Raw genomic sequence first — 13,611 nt, 5'->3', positions numbered from 1 at the left:
GCGCCCGCCGGACAAAATCGAAGCTAGGTTAGCCTAACCTTAGTGATTGTCCAACGGTCGTCGGCCCCGAGCGAGGGCGCCGCGGTGTCCGTTCAGCCGAGTCCGAGTCCCACGAAGCAGGGGGCGAGGGTCGCCGTCACGCACGCCGACCAGTACGGGTACGGCAGCGGGACGGTGAACAGCCTGCGCCGCAGCCAGATGTTGACCAGTGCCCAGATCCCCGCGAAGCCGGCCACCACGGGTACGACGATGACCAGCCAGAGCAGCATCCCGTCGTCCTCGTTCGGGTTCCCGCTGGTCAGGCCCAGCTCGGCCAGCGGGCCGTTGGACAAGAGGTACCAGACCAGGAAGACCGGCACGATCGCCGGAATCCCGAGCAGCAGATTGACCGCCACGGGAACGAAGGACTTCCACGGCTGCGCGTTCTTCACGGGCCCTCCGGTCTCAGCCGGCGCGGCTGAGCTTGCTGTAGTTCTCCAGGAGGTTGTACCAGCCGTTCTGAGGCTGGTGCCGTGCGTCCGGCTGCCGTCTGCCGGCTGCCGGGCGGACCGGGGCCGGCGGGGCCCCCATCCGTCCGGCAGCCGCGGAGATCAGCCGGTCAGCCCCAACTCCCGTGCGATCAGCATCCGCTGCACCTCGCTCGTGCCCTCGCCGATCTCGAGGATCTTGGAGTCGCGCCACATGCGGGCCACCGGGTACTCGTTCATGAAGCCGTAGCCGCCGTGGACCTGGGTGGCGTCGCGGGCGTTGTCGACGGCGATCGTCGAGGAGTACAGCTTGGCCAGGGCGGCCTCCTTCTTGAAGGGCTCACCGGCCACCAGCCGGTAGGCCGCGTCGCGCCAGGCGAGACGCGAGGTGTGCGCCTTCATCTCCATGTCGGCGATCTTGAACTGGATCGCCTGGTTGGAGCCGATCGGCTTGCCGAAGGCGTGGCGCTCCTTGGCGTACTTCACCGACTCGTCCACACAGCCCTGCGCCAGCCCGGTCCCAAGCGCCGCGATGGCGATCCGGCCCTCGTCGAGGATGCGCAGGAACTGCGCGTAGCCGCGGCCCTCCTCGCCCAGCAGGTTCGCCGCCGGCACCCGGACGTCGGCGAAGGACAGCTCACGGGTGTCGGAGGCGTTCCAGCCGACCTTCGAGTAGGCGGGCGCCACCGTGAAGCCGGGCGTGCCGGAGGGCACGATGATGGCGGAGATCTGCGGGCGCCCGTCGGGCTTGCGGCCGGTCACCGCCGTCACCGTCACCAGCCCGGTGATGTCCGTGCCCGAGTTGGTGATGAAGCACTTGGTGCCGTTGATCACCCACTCGTCGGTCTCCGGGTCGAGCCGGGCCGTCGTGCGGGTCGCGCCCGCGTCCGAGCCGCCGTCGGGCTCGGTGAGGCCGAAGGCGCCGAGTATCTCGCCGGAGCACAGCCGCGGCAGCCACTCGCGCTTCTGCTCCTCGGTGCCGAAGAGGTGGATCGGCATGGCGCCGAGCGAGACGCCGGCCTCCAGCGTGATGGCGACCGAGGAGTCCACCCGGGCCAGTTCCTCGAGGGCGATGCCCAGCGCCAGGTAGTCACCGCCCATGCCGCCGTACTCCTCCGGGAACGGCAGCCCGAACAGGCCCATCCGGCCCATCTCCCGCACGATCTCGTACGGGAACTCGTGCCGCTCGTAGAAGTCGCCGATCTTCGGGGCGACGACGTCGTGGGCGAACTGCTCCACCGTACGGCGGAGTTCCTCCAGCTCGGGGGAGAGACGGTGGTTCATGGTCGATCACTGCTCCTTGTGGGAGAGGGCACGGAGGGTGCGGGAGGGGCTGGGGCGGCCCAGCCGTTCGGCCATCCACGCGCTGGTGGCGGTGAGGCGGCCGAGGTCGACTCCGGTCTCGATGCCGAGACCCCGGAGCATCCACACGAGGTCCTCGGTGGCGAGGTTGCCGGTGGCGGACTTGGCGTACGGACACCCGCCGAGACCGCCCGCGGAGGCGTCGACGGTACTGACGCCGTGCTGCAGGGCGGCCAGGGTGTTGGCGAGTGCCTGGCCGTAGGTGTCGTGGAAGTGCACACCGAGCGCGGAGGTCGGCACGTGCCGCTCGTTGAGCGCGGCCAGCAGCTCCAGGACGTGCCCCGGCGTGGCGACACCGATCGTGTCCCCGAGGCTCAGCTCGTCGCAGCCCATGTCCAGGAGTGCCCTGCACACATGGACGACCTGGTGGATCGGGACGGCGCCCTCCCAGGGATCGCCGAAGCACATGGAGACATAGCCGCGGACGTGGGCACCCTCCTCCTTCGCGCGGGCCACCACGGGTTCGAAGACCGCGAGCGACTCCTCCACCGTGCGGTTGAGGTTGGCCTTGGCGAAGGACTCGGTGGCGCTGGCGAAGACGGCGATGCGGTCCGCCCCCAGCGCGAGCGCGCGATCCAGTCCGCGCGCATTGGGCACGAGGACCGGAAGACGCACCCCCTTCAGATCCTTGACCTGCGGGAACAGCGCCTCCGCGTCCGCCAGTTGGGGAACCCACTTCGGGTGGACGAAGCTGGTGGCCTCCACGGTCGTCAGGCCCGCGTCGGCGAGGCGGCGGATGAACTCCGCCTTGACCTCGGTCGGTACGGTCGCCTTCTCGTTCTGCAGTCCGTCGCGCGGCCCGACCTCGTGGATCCTGACCCGCGCCGGCAGGTCGGGCGCCGTGACCACCATCGGGAGGCCGGTGTCCGAGGTGCTCATGCCGTCCGGGGCGGTCATGCCGTCTCCTCCTCCGCAGGGGCGATGACCGCCAGGACCTGGTCCATGGCGACCGTCGCGCCCGGTGCGACGTCCAGTTCGGTGACGGTGCCGGCGTGCGGCGCGGAGATGACGTGCTCCATCTTCATCGCCTCGACCACCAGCAGGCTCTGGCCCGCCACCACCTCGTCGCCGACCGCGACCTTCACCACCGTGACCGTGCCCGGCATGGGGGCGGTGAGCGAGTCGGCGCCGGAGTGGGCCGCGCGGCTGAGCGATGCGGCCACCGGGTCGTGGTCGCGCACGTGCCACACGTCGCCGTCGCGGCCGAGCCAGGTGCCGTCCGGCGTGGCGGCGAAGGTGTGCACGACGCCGTCCAGTTGGAAGGTGACCCGGTCGTCGGTGCCGGCTCGCGGGGGCAGGCACCCGGACGCCCGGCGAGGTGTACCGGACCCGTCCGTCAGCACGTCGGCTCCGCCGTCGGGCGTGCGGCGCACGCGCACGGCGACCGGCTCGTGTCCCGGCACGCGCAGATGATGGACCGTCCAGGCCGGCTCGCCGCCCAGACGCCAGCCGTCCGCGGCGGAGAACGGGTCCACCCAACCGGTCGCGCGGGCCGGGCCGAGCGCCGCCTGACGCAGCAGCGCCGCGGCCTCGTACACCTCCGTCGGCACCTCCGTGGGGACCAGCTCGTCGACCACCCGCTCGACCAGGCCCGTGTCCAGTTCGCCCGCCACGACGGCCGGGTGGGCCAGCAGCCGGCGCAGGAATCCGGCGTTGGTCTGCACGCCCAGCGTGACCGTCCCGGCGAGGGCCGCCCGCAGCTTCCTGAGCGCGGTGGCACGGTCCGGGCCGTGGGCGATCACCTTGGACAGCATCGGGTCGTACAGGCTGCCGACCTCCGTGCCCTCGCTCAGCCCGGAGTCGGTGCGTACGCCCTCGCCCTGCGGCTCGCGCAGTGCGAGCACCGTGCCGCCCGAGGGTAGGAACCCGCGTGCCGGGTCCTCCGCGCACAGACGGGCCTCGATCGCGTGACCGGTCAGCCGGACGTCCTCCTGGGCGAACGCCAGCGGCTCGCCCGCCGCCACCCGCAGCTGCCACTCCACCAGGTCGAGCCCCGTGATCAGCTCGGTGACCGGGTGCTCCACCTGGAGGCGCGTGTTCATCTCCATGAAGAAGTACGCCGCCGGGTCGCCGCCGGGGACGATGAACTCCACCGTGCCCGCGCCCCGGTACCCGCAGGAGCGGGCCGCCTGGACCGCGGCCTCGCCCATCGCGGCCCGGGTCTCCTCGTCGAGGAGCACGCTCGGCGCCTCCTCGACGATCTTCTGGTGGCGCCGCTGGAGGGAGCACTCGCGCTCGCCGAGGTGCACCACGTTGCCGTGCCCGTCGGCCAGGACCTGGATCTCGATGTGCCGGGGGCGGTCGACCCAGCGCTCGACCAGCAGCGTGTCGTCGCCGAAGGAGGCGCGGGCCTCACGACGGGCGGCGGCGATCTCCTCGTCGAGCAGGCCGGCGTCCCGCACCAGCCGCATGCCCTTGCCGCCGCCGCCGGCGGACGGCTTCAGCAGCACCGGCATGCCGATCTCGCGGGCCGCGTCGGCGAGTTGAGCGTCGGTGAGCCCGGAGCCACTGGAGCCGGGTACCACCGGCACCCCGGCCGCCTTCACCGTCTCCTTGGCGCGGATCTTGTCGCCCATGAGGGAGATCGCGTCCGCCGGAGGGCCGATGAAGACCAGCCCGGCCTCCTCGCAGGCCCGCGCGAACCCGGCGTTCTCCGCCAGGAAGCCGTACCCGGGGTGGACGGCCTGCGCGCCGGTGCGGGCGGCGGCCTCCAGGATCCGCTCGACGGACAGATAGCTCTCCGCCGCGGGCGCCGGTCCGATCCGGACCGCCGTGTCGGCCTCCCGGACGTGCCGGGCGTCGGCGTCGGCGTCGGAGAACACGGCCACCGAGCGCACGCCGAGCGCCCGCAGCGTACGGATGACCCGGACGGCGATCTCGCCCCGATTGGCCACCAGAACCGTTTCGAACATCGTCACGAGGTCCCCCCTCACATCCGGAAGACGCCGAACTGGGGGTCGCCCAGTGGCGCGTTGGCGCACGCGGTCAGGGCCAGGCCCAGCACCTGGCGGGTCTCCAGCGGGTCGATCACGCCGTCGTCCCACAGGCGGGCGGTGGCGTAGTAGGCGTTGCCCTGGTGCTCGTACTGGGCGCGGATGGGGGCCTTGAAGGACTCCTCGGCCTGCGCCGGCCACTCCTCGCCCCGGCCTTCGAGCTGGTCCCGCTTGACGGTGGCGAGCACGGAGGCGGCCTGCTCGCCGCCCATGACGGAGATCTTGGCGTTCGGCCACATCCACAGGAAGCGGGGGGAGTACGCCCGGCCGCACATGGAGTAGTTGCCCGCGCCGTACGAGCCGCCGACCACGACGGTCAGCTTGGGCACGCGGGTGCAGGCGACCGCGGTGACCATCTTGGCGCCGTGCTTGGCGATGCCGCCCGCCTCGTAGTCCTTGCCCACCATGAAGCCCGAGATGTTCTGCAGGAACAGCAGCGGGATCCCGCGCTGGTCGCACAGCTCGATGAAGTGGGCGCCCTTCTGGGCGGACTCGGCGAACAGGATGCCGTTGTTGGCGACGATCCCGACCGGGTGGCCGTGGATCCGGGCGAAGCCGGTGACGAGGGTCTGCCCGAACTCGGACTTGAACTCGGCGAAGCGGGAGCCGTCGACCACGCGCGCGATGATCTCGCGGACGTCGTAGGGGGTGCGGGGGTCGGCGGGCACCGCTCCGTACAGCCCCATGGGGTCGACCTTGGGCTCGACCGCCTCGGTGACCGTCCACGGCAGGGCGCCGCGCGCGGGCAGGGTGGAGACGATGTTCCGCACGATGCGCAGGGCGTGGGCGTCGTCCTCGGCGAGGTGGTCGGTGACGCCGGAGATCCGGGAGTGCACCTCGCCGCCGCCGAGCTCCTCGGCGGTCACGACCTCGCCGGTGGCCGCCTTCACCAGCGGCGGCCCGCCCAGGAAGATCGTGCCCTGGTTGCGGACGATCACGGCCTCGTCGCTCATCGCCGGGACGTAGGCGCCGCCGGCCGTGCAGGAGCCGAGGACCGCGGCGATCTGCGGGATCCCGGCGCCCGACATCCGGGCCTGGTTGTAGAAGATCCGCCCGAAGTGCTCCCGGTCGGGGAAGACCTCGTCCTGCATGGGCAGGAAGGCGCCGCCGGAGTCGACCAGGTACAGGCAGGGCAGGCGGTTCTCCAGCGCCACCTCCTGGGCCCGCAGGTGCTTCTTCACCGTCATCGGGTAGTAGGTGCCGCCCTTGACGGTGGCGTCGTTGGCGACGATCACGCACTCGCGTCCGCCGACCCGTCCGACGCCGGCGACCACCCCGGCGGCCGGTGCCTGGCCGTCGTACATCCCGTCGGCGGCCAGCGGGGCCAGCTCGAGGAACGGCGACCCGGCGTCGAGGAGGGTGTCCACGCGGTCGCGCGGCAGCAGCTTCCCGCGCGCGGTGTGCCGGGCGCGCGCCTTCTCGCCGCCGCCGAGCCGTGCGGCGGCGAGCTTGCCGCGCAGCTCCTCGGCGAGCGCGCGGTGTGCCTGTTCGTTGGCTCGCCAGGCCTCCGACGCGGGATCGGCCGCGCTCGTCAGCTCCGGTGCCTCGTGCATCCTTGCGGTCCCCTCACCCGGTGGCCGGTGCCCCCGACTGTTAATGAGCGTTAACGCGATTCCCCTCCAGGTTAACGAGCGCTAACCGTCCTGTCTAGAATTGCTTTCATGGCCACTCGAACCGATGCCCCCACCCGTCGCGAGCAGATCCTCAAGGAAGCGGCGCGGCTCTTCGCCGAACGCGGGTTCCACGGTGTCGGCGTCGACGAGATAGGCGCCGCCGTGGGTATCAGCGGGCCGGGTCTGTACCGGCACTTCGCCGGCAAGGACGCGATGCTCGCGGAGCTGCTGGTCGGCATCAGCGGCCAGCTCCTGACGGGGGCGAAGCGGCGTCTGGCCGAGGCCGACGGGGTGGCCGGCCCCGAGGCGGTGCTCGACTCCCTCATCGAGGGGCACATCGACTTCGCGCTCGACGACCGTCCGCTCATCACCTTGCACGACCGGGAGCTTGACCGCCTGCGGGACAGTGACCGCAAGCTGGTGCGCCAGCTTCAGCGGCAGTACGTCGAGCTGTGGGTGGACGTGGTCCGGCGGGTCCATCCGGACCTCGGTGAGCCGGCCGCGCGGTCGGCCGTGCACTCGGTGTTCGGGCTGCTGAACTCCACGCCGCACCTGGGGCGGGCGGGTGTCCTGCCGGGGCGCGGGGACACGGCGGAGCTGCTGCACCGGATGGCTCGGGGGGCCTTCGCCTCCGCGGGGTCGCCCGCGGGGGGCTGAACGGTTCGCGGGTGCGTCCGGCCTCTTTACGAGGTTGTGTACTCGTCGGTATCTTGGCTGAGCAAGCGCTTGGACAGTTGCTCTGTGGAGGTGGCGGCGTGCGGCGTGTGGTGTTCGGAGAGGATCACGAGGCGTTCCGGGAGACCCTTCGTGCCTTCATCGAGGCGGAGGTCGTGCCGGTCTACGACGAGTGGTGCGCCGCAGGGCAGGTCCCGCGCGAGTTCTACCACCGGCTCGCCGAGCTCGGTCTGTTCGGGATCAACGTTCCCGAGGAGTACGGCGGCGCCGGACTCCAGACCCACCGGTTCGAGGCCGTCCAGTACGAGGAGACCGCCCGCGCGGGCGTGACCTTCGGCGGGTCCGGCGTGCACGTCCTGCTCGCGCTGCCCTACCTCAAGATGCTCGCCACCGACGAGCAGAAGAAGCGCTACCTGCCCAGCTTCGTCTCCGGCGAGGAGATGTGGGCCATCGCGATGACGGAGCCCGGCACCGGCTCCGACCTCGCCGGCATGAAGACCACCGCCCGGCTCAGCGAGGACGGCACGCACTACGTCCTCAACGGCGCCAAGACCTTCATCACCGGCGGCGTCCACGCCGACCGGGTCATCGTCTGTGCCCGCACCGCCGCCCCGACGGCCGAGGACCGCCGCCACGGCATCTCCCTGTTCGCCGTGGACGCCCGGTCCGAGGGCTACTCGGTGGGCCGCAAGCTCGACAAGCTGGGCCTGAAGGCATCCGACACCGCCGAGCTGGCGTTCACCGATGTCGAGGTCCCGGTCGAGGACCTGCTCGGCGAGGAGAACAAGGGCTTCTCCTACCTCGGCGCCAACCTGCCCTCCGAGCGGTGGGGCATCGCCTTCGGCGCGTACGCGCAGGCCAGGGCCGCCGTCCGGTTCGCCAGGCAGTACGTGCTGGAGCGCACGGTCTTCGGCAAGCCGGTCGCCCACTTCCAGAACACCAAGTTCGAGCTGGCCGCCTGCCAGGCCGAGGTGGACGCGGCGCAGGCCGTCGCCGACCGCGCGCTCGAGGCCCTCGACGCCGGTGAGCTGACCCCCGCCGAGGCCGCCTCCGCCAAGCTGTTCTGCACCGAGGTCGCCCACCGCGTCATCGACCGCTGCCTCCAACTGCACGGCGGCTACGGCTACATGAACGAGTACCCCATCGCCCGCCTGTACGCGGACAACCGCGTCAACCGCATCTACGGCGGCACCAGCGAGATCATGAAGTCGATCATCGCCAAGGACATGGGCCTGTAGGGGACGGCCGACGCATGAACCCGGCACTTCGGTCCCTGCTCGATCTGCTCGACCTGGAGCGGATCGAGCGGGACATCTTCCGCGGCCGGTCCCGCCACGCGGTCGTCCCGCGCGTCTTCGGCGGGCAGGTCGCGGCACAGGCACTGGTCGCCGCGGGGCGCACGGTCCCCGCGGACCGGCACGCGCACTCGCTGCACGCCTATTTCCTGCGCCCCGGCGACCCGGGCGCGCCCATCGTCTACACCGTGGACCGCATCCGCGACGGCCGCTCCTTCACCACCCGCCGGGTCGTCGCGGTCCAGCACGGGCAGCCGGTCTTCCACCTCTCGGCGTCCTTCCAGACGTACGAGGAGGGCCTGGACCACCAGGCGCCCATGCCGCCCGCCCCGGACCCGGAGACCCTGCCCACCTCGCGGGAGCGGATGCGCGGCTACGGCCACCTTCCGCGCGAGGTCGTGGAGCGTTTCCTGGAGGCCCGCGAGGCCGTCGACCTGCGCTATGCCGACGAGCCGCCGTACGGCAGGTTCGGCGAGCCGCGCGAGCCGCACTCCCAGGTGTGGTTCCGCGCCGACGGCAAGCTCGACGGCGACATCGACCGGCCCCTCCTGCACGTCGTCCTCGCCACCTACGTCTCCGACATGACGCTGCTGGACTCGGTGCTGCTCGCGCACGGCCGCGGCGGCTGGGCGGTCGGCGACGTGGTCGGGGCCTCGCTGGACCACGCGATGTGGTTCCACCGGCCGTTCCGGGCCGACGAGTGGCTGCTCTACGACCAGGAGTCCCCGTCCGCGCACGGCGGGCGCGGCCTCGGCCAGGCCCGCATCTACACCCAGGACGGCCGGCTGGCGATCTCGGTGATCCAGGAGGGCGTGGTCCGCGTGCCCCGGTCCGAGAACGCCCCGCCGGCCTGATCCGGAACGACTAGCCCAGACCCGCCTGGTCCAGCAGGTACGCCGTCATCGGGTCGTAGTACCGGGGGCTGACCACATGGTCGTCGAGCGGCACGGTCACCTGGACGGTGCCCTCGGCCTCGGCGACGAAGAGGGCCGGGTCGTTGCAGTCGGCGTAGCCGACCGAGTCCACGCCGTGCTGACCGGCGTATCCCGCCCAGCCGTGGTCGGCGACGACCAGGTCGGGCAGCCGCCGGCCCTCGCGCTCCAGGCCGGTGAGGATGGCCCGCATCGGCTCGCCGGAGTGCGTGTGCCACAGGGTGGCGCCGTGCTCCAGGACGGCCACGTCCGCGAACTGCATGACGTATCCCTCGTCCGTCTGGAGCCCGTCCGGGATCACCACGATCTCGCAGCCGGCGGCGCGCAGGGCGGCGGCGGTGGCGCGGTGCACGTCGAGCAGGCCGCCGGGGTGACCGGTCGCGAACAGCACCCGCTGACTGCTGTCGGCGGCCTTGCGCAGCCGGCCGGCCATCCGCTCCAGAGCGTCGACGGTCAGTTCGGGGTCGATCGTGTCCTGGCCGTAGCGGTGCTCCGGGTCGTCGTTGACGCCGACGCGCTCCGCCATCACCGCCAGCACGTCCTGCTCGTCGCTCCAGCGGTCACCCAGCTCCAGACCGAGCCAGAAGTGGCGGTCCCCGTTCGCGAGCTTGCGGTAGTGGGAGAGGTTGTTCTCGCGAGGGGTGGCGACGTCCCCGGCGATACGGGTCCTCACGAGGTGGTCGACGAGCTCGGCGCGGCTGGGTGTCCCGGATATCGGCATGGCTCCCATTGTGATGCAGCTCTCTGTCCGCGTCGCCGATGTCCCGGCCGCTGGGACGCGGGTCACGCCCGCCGCAGGGCGAACCACAGCTCCATGCGCACGTCGGGGTCGTCCAGGTCGGTGCCGAGGAGGGCGGCGCAGCGGGCGATGCGCTGGCGGACGGTGTTGCGGTGCACGGACAGGGCGACGGCGGTGCGGTCCCAACTGCCGTGCAGGGAGAGCCAGGTGCGCAGTGTCTCGGTGAGCGCGGGGGCCGCGTCGAGCGGGGCGAGCAGCGCCTGGGCGTGGGCGTCGGCCTCGTCCCGCGGGAGCAGGTCGGCCAGGCCGGGGCGGGTGCCGTGGCCGACCAGCGCGGTGCGGGTGGCGCGGGCGCGGGCCAGGGCGCGGGCCGCCTGGGCGTCGGCCGTCGTCCAGTCGCCGGGGCCGACGGCGGTGCTCACCCCGAGGGTCCAGCCGGGCTGTGGTCCCGGCTCCCGCTCGGCGGGCAGCAGGACCCGTACGACCCCGTCGGCGAGGTCGACCAGGGCCGAGCCCAGGGCGGCGCCGAGCGCGGAGGCGGCCACGGCGTCGGCCGCCTGGGTGTCCGGCCGCGCGTGCACGACGACCCACCGTCCGGTCCCGAGCAGCGGCGCCACCTCCTCGGGCGGCGCGCCCAGCAGCACCCGCACCAGCGCCGAGGACCGGGCCGCCCCCGTACCGCTGCGGTGCTCGCCGGTGAGCAGCGAGAGCAGCACGGCGGCCACGGACGCGATGGTGTGGTCCCCGGGTTCGCGGTGGGGTGAGGCGACTCCGAGCACGAAGCCCTGCCCGGCGAGGGCGTAGGCGGCGAGATGGCTGCCGGCGACGGTGTCGGTGGCGGAGGAGGGAACGGGCCGGGCGGCAACCGGAACGGCTGCCGCGACGGGCCGGCCGACCGGGGCCGGGGGAGACGGCGGGGGCGTACGGACGGCTGTGCCCGGTGGGGTCGTAGGAGACGGCGAGGCTGTCCGGCCGGTCGTGCCGGGCGGGGTCGTGGCAGACGGCGGGGGTGTCCGGCCGGTCGTGCCCGGCGGGGTCGTAGGAGTCGGCGAGGCTGTCCGGCCGGTCGTGCCGGGCGAGGTCGTGGCAGACGGAGGGGGCGTCCGGACGGCCGCCCCCGCTGGGGTCGTAGGACACGGCGGAGGCGTGCGGACGGTCGTCCCCGGTGATGCCATGGTCGTCGGGGCCGGGCGGACCACGTCCGTCAGGTGGGCGAGCGCCTGGCGGGCCGTCTCGTGCGGGGCCCGGCCAGCCGAGGCGATCTCCGTGCCGTCCGGGCCGTACAGGACCCCCCAGCCGGTCAGGCGCTGGGCCAGCTGGCGCAGCACGGAGGGGACGGGGTCGGGGCGGGACGCGGCGGCCGCGAGCCGCTGCTGCGCCTCTGTGACGCGGCGCAGTTCGGCCAGCCGGGCCTGCGCCATCAGCTGCCAGACCGCGCGCGCGACGCCGGAGAAGGTGGTCTGCGGCGGGACCTCGAGCAGCGGCAGGCCGTGGGCCTCGCAGGCCGCCACCAGGGTGGGCGGCACCGTGTCGTGCACCGGCGCCAGGCCGAAGCCGATGGCCGCGCCGCCCGCCGCCGCCACCCGGGAGACGTAGGTGTCGAAGTACGCCCCGGTGGCGTCCGCCGGGGTGACATGGACACCGGCCGTCAGCAGCAGCTCGCCGCCCAGCAGGTACGGGTAGGGGTCGGCCATCTCCGAGGTGTGCGCCCAGTGGATCGCGATGTCCGGGCCGGCCGGGCCGGCGATCCGGCGCAGCGCGAGGTCCTCCCGGGCCAGCAGGGCGGACAGCGGGATCGGCGGGGTCGGTGGGACGGCTGGGGCCAGGGGGACAGGTGCATCCGGCACGATGTGCATTCCCTCCATACCGTCGCGACTCGAATGGATGAAAAGTACACTTCGCAGTCGCTTTTCGGCCACCTAGTGTCTAGGGGGCCGGCAGCCACGGGTACGGGCGATGTCCCCGCGAGCCCTTGCCGAGTCTCACCCCACATATCTGCACGAACCCATACATCTGCACGACACCGCCGCCCGGATGTGCGCGAAGGAGGGCCCCACATGGCCGTCGACTACACAGTGATCGTCGTCTATCTCGCCGGCATGCTGGCCATGGGCTGGTGGGGCATGCGCCGCGCCAAGTCCAAGAGCGAGTTCCTGGTCGCGGGCCGCCGCCTGGGCCCCGCGATGTACTCCGGCACCATGGCGGCGATCGTCCTCGGCGGCGCGTCCACCATCGGCGGCGTGGGCCTCGGCTACAAGTACGGCCTTTCCGGTGCCTGGATGGTCTTCACCATCGGCCTCGGAATCCTCGCCCTCTCGGTCTTCTTCTCCGCCCGCATCGCCCGGCTGAAGGTCTACACCGTCTCCGAGATGCTCGACCTGCGCTACGGCGGCCGGGCCGGCATCATCTCGGGCGTCGTGATGTGGGCGTACACCCTGATGCTGGCGGTGACCTCCACCATCGCGTACGCCACGATCTTCGACGTGCTGTTCGACCTGAACCGCACCGTCGCGATCATCCTCGGCGGCACGATCGTCGTGGCCTACTCCACCCTCGGCGGCATGTGGTCCATCACGCTGACCGACATGGTGCAGTTCGTGGTGAAGACGATCGGCGTGCTGCTCCTGCTGCTGCCCATCGCCGTCGTCAAGGCGGGCGGCTTCAGCGAGATGAAGGCCAAGCTGCCGACCTCCTACTTCGACCCGCTGGGCATCGGCGGCGAGACGATCTTCACGTACGTCCTGATCTACACCTTCGGCATGCTGATCGGCCAGGACATCTGGCAGCGCGTGTTCACCGCCCGCAGCGACACCACCGCCAAGTGGGGCGGCACCGTCGCCGGTACCTACTGCCTGGTCTACGCGATCGCCGGCGCGGTCATCGGCACCGCCGCCAAGGTGCTCTACCCCAACCTCGGCAGCGCCGACGACGCCTTCGCCACCATCGTCAAGGACGACCTGCCCATCGGTGTCCGCGGCCTGGTGCTCGCCGCCGCACTGGCCGCGGTGATGTCCACCTCCTCCGGCGCGCTGATCGCCTGCGCCACCGTCGCCAACAACGACATCTGGTCCCGGCTGCGCGGCGCCGTCCGCCGCGACGGGGAGGCGCACGACGAGGTCAAGGGCAACCGCGTCTTCATCCTGATCATGGGCGTCGGCGTGATCTGCACCGCCATCGCGCTCAACAACGTCGTCGAGGCGCTGACCGTCGCGTACAACCTGCTCGTCGGCGGGCTGCTCGTGCCGATCCTCGGCGGACTGCTGTGGAAGCGCGGCACCGCGCACGGCGCCCTCGCCTCCGTGATCGTCGGTGGCGTCGCGGTCATCGGCCTCATGGCGACCTTCGGCATCCTCGCCAACGAGCCCGTCTACTACGGTCTGCTGTCCTCCTTGGCCGCGTATGTCATCGTCTCCCTGGCGACCAGGCCGACCGACGCGGCCGTCCTCGCCGCCTGGCGCGAGCGGCTCGCCGGGCGCACCCCCGAACTCGCGTCCGAACCGGCCCCCGCTCACCAGTAGAGTCGATCACGAGCCGT

The 13,611-nt window shown here is 72.2% G+C and carries 11 protein-coding genes; 4 read left to right on the top strand and 7 right to left on the bottom strand.

Features of this window, described 5'->3' with window-relative positions; genetic code table 11:
• Positions 1 to 92 precede the first annotated feature (92 nt).
• The 5 genes from ACIOWN_RS11775 to ACIOWN_RS11755 all read right to left on the bottom strand — a co-directional run bounded on the left by ACIOWN_RS11775 (position 93) and on the right by ACIOWN_RS11755 (position 6,375).
• Entirely contained in the window at positions 93 to 431 is a 339-nt protein-coding gene (locus ACIOWN_RS11775; RefSeq protein WP_362347951.1) for a hypothetical protein, read from the bottom strand.
• Positions 432 to 590: 159 nt separating this feature from the next.
• Positions 591 to 1,751, bottom strand: a complete 1,161-nt coding sequence (locus ACIOWN_RS11770) for an acyl-CoA dehydrogenase family protein (RefSeq protein ID WP_401981811.1) — start codon at positions 1,749 to 1,751, stop codon at positions 591 to 593.
• Between the two features lie 6 nt (positions 1,752 to 1,757).
• Entirely contained in the window at positions 1,758 to 2,726 is a 969-nt protein-coding gene (locus ACIOWN_RS11765; RefSeq protein WP_401981808.1) for a hydroxymethylglutaryl-CoA lyase, read from the bottom strand.
• Complete coding sequence (locus tag ACIOWN_RS11760) at positions 2,723 to 4,741, bottom strand: acetyl/propionyl/methylcrotonyl-CoA carboxylase subunit alpha (protein WP_401982129.1); 2,019 nt, start codon at positions 4,739 to 4,741, stop codon at positions 2,723 to 2,725. The genes ACIOWN_RS11765 and ACIOWN_RS11760 overlap by 4 nt, the downstream gene beginning before the upstream one ends.
• Before the next feature lie 17 nt (positions 4,742 to 4,758).
• Positions 4,759 to 6,375, bottom strand: a complete 1,617-nt coding sequence (locus ACIOWN_RS11755) for a carboxyl transferase domain-containing protein (protein ID WP_362347948.1) — start codon at positions 6,373 to 6,375, stop codon at positions 4,759 to 4,761.
• Between the two features lie 108 nt (positions 6,376 to 6,483).
• Here ACIOWN_RS11755 and ACIOWN_RS11750 point away from each other — a divergent pair, with 108 nt between their 5' ends.
• The 3 genes from ACIOWN_RS11750 to ACIOWN_RS11740 all read left to right on the top strand — a co-directional run bounded on the left by ACIOWN_RS11750 (position 6,484) and on the right by ACIOWN_RS11740 (position 9,259).
• Entirely contained in the window at positions 6,484 to 7,092 is a 609-nt protein-coding gene (locus ACIOWN_RS11750; protein WP_401981805.1) for a TetR/AcrR family transcriptional regulator, read from the top strand.
• A gap of 98 nt (positions 7,093 to 7,190) precedes the next feature.
• The gene (locus ACIOWN_RS11745) at positions 7,191 to 8,348 is read left to right on the top strand and encodes an acyl-CoA dehydrogenase family protein (RefSeq protein WP_362347944.1); all 1,158 of its coding nucleotides are present in this window, start codon (positions 7,191 to 7,193) and stop codon (positions 8,346 to 8,348) included.
• Positions 8,349 to 8,362: 14 nt separating this feature from the next.
• Positions 8,363 to 9,259, top strand: a complete 897-nt coding sequence (locus ACIOWN_RS11740) for an acyl-CoA thioesterase II (RefSeq protein WP_362347942.1) — start codon at positions 8,363 to 8,365, stop codon at positions 9,257 to 9,259.
• Between the two features lie 10 nt (positions 9,260 to 9,269).
• Here ACIOWN_RS11740 and ACIOWN_RS11735 read toward each other — a convergent pair whose 3' ends face one another.
• The gene (locus ACIOWN_RS11735) at positions 9,270 to 10,058 is read right to left on the bottom strand and encodes a phosphatase (RefSeq protein ID WP_362347940.1); all 789 of its coding nucleotides are present in this window, start codon (positions 10,056 to 10,058) and stop codon (positions 9,270 to 9,272) included.
• A 62-nt stretch (positions 10,059 to 10,120) separates the two neighbouring features.
• Positions 10,121 to 11,941 (bottom strand): PucR family transcriptional regulator ligand-binding domain-containing protein, encoded by a 1,821-nt coding sequence (locus tag ACIOWN_RS11730; protein ID WP_401981802.1) that lies wholly within the window; start codon positions 11,939 to 11,941, stop codon positions 10,121 to 10,123.
• Between the two features lie 192 nt (positions 11,942 to 12,133).
• Between ACIOWN_RS11730 and ACIOWN_RS11725 the strand changes: the two genes are divergently transcribed.
• Positions 12,134 to 13,594: a sodium:solute symporter gene (locus ACIOWN_RS11725; RefSeq protein ID WP_362347936.1), complete on the top strand. Its 1,461-nt coding sequence runs from the start codon at positions 12,134 to 12,136 to the stop codon at positions 13,592 to 13,594.
• Positions 13,595 to 13,611 lie beyond the last annotated feature (17 nt).

Source organism: Streptomyces sp. NPDC087787, assembly GCF_044743035.1.
Lineage (GTDB): Bacteria > Actinomycetota > Actinomycetes > Streptomycetales > Streptomycetaceae > Streptomyces.
The sequence above is the reverse complement of the archived record's forward strand: the minus strand, read 5'-3'. Positions and strand labels throughout refer to the sequence as shown.

What these genes read in the sequence shown, in the direction of transcription:
- ACIOWN_RS11725 (WP_362347936.1), top strand. Translation starts at nt 12,134, where the DNA reads ATGGCCGTCGACTACACAGTGATCGTCGTCTATCTCGCCGGCATGCTG.
- ACIOWN_RS11730 (WP_401981802.1), bottom strand. Translation starts at nt 11,941, where the DNA reads ATGGAGGGAATGCACATCGTGCCGGATGCACCTGTCCCCCTGGCCCCA.
- ACIOWN_RS11765 (WP_401981808.1), bottom strand. Translation starts at nt 2,726, where the DNA reads ATGACCGCCCCGGACGGCATGAGCACCTCGGACACCGGCCTCCCGATG.
- ACIOWN_RS11735 (WP_362347940.1), bottom strand. Translation starts at nt 10,058, where the DNA reads ATGCCGATATCCGGGACACCCAGCCGCGCCGAGCTCGTCGACCACCTC.
- ACIOWN_RS11750 (WP_401981805.1), top strand. Translation starts at nt 6,484, where the DNA reads ATGGCCACTCGAACCGATGCCCCCACCCGTCGCGAGCAGATCCTCAAG.
- ACIOWN_RS11760 (WP_401982129.1), bottom strand. Translation starts at nt 4,741, where the DNA reads ATGTTCGAAACGGTTCTGGTGGCCAATCGGGGCGAGATCGCCGTCCGG.
- ACIOWN_RS11770 (WP_401981811.1), bottom strand. Translation starts at nt 1,751, where the DNA reads ATGAACCACCGTCTCTCCCCCGAGCTGGAGGAACTCCGCCGTACGGTG.
- ACIOWN_RS11740 (WP_362347942.1), top strand. Translation starts at nt 8,363, where the DNA reads ATGAACCCGGCACTTCGGTCCCTGCTCGATCTGCTCGACCTGGAGCGG.
- ACIOWN_RS11755 (WP_362347948.1), bottom strand. Translation starts at nt 6,375, where the DNA reads ATGCACGAGGCACCGGAGCTGACGAGCGCGGCCGATCCCGCGTCGGAG.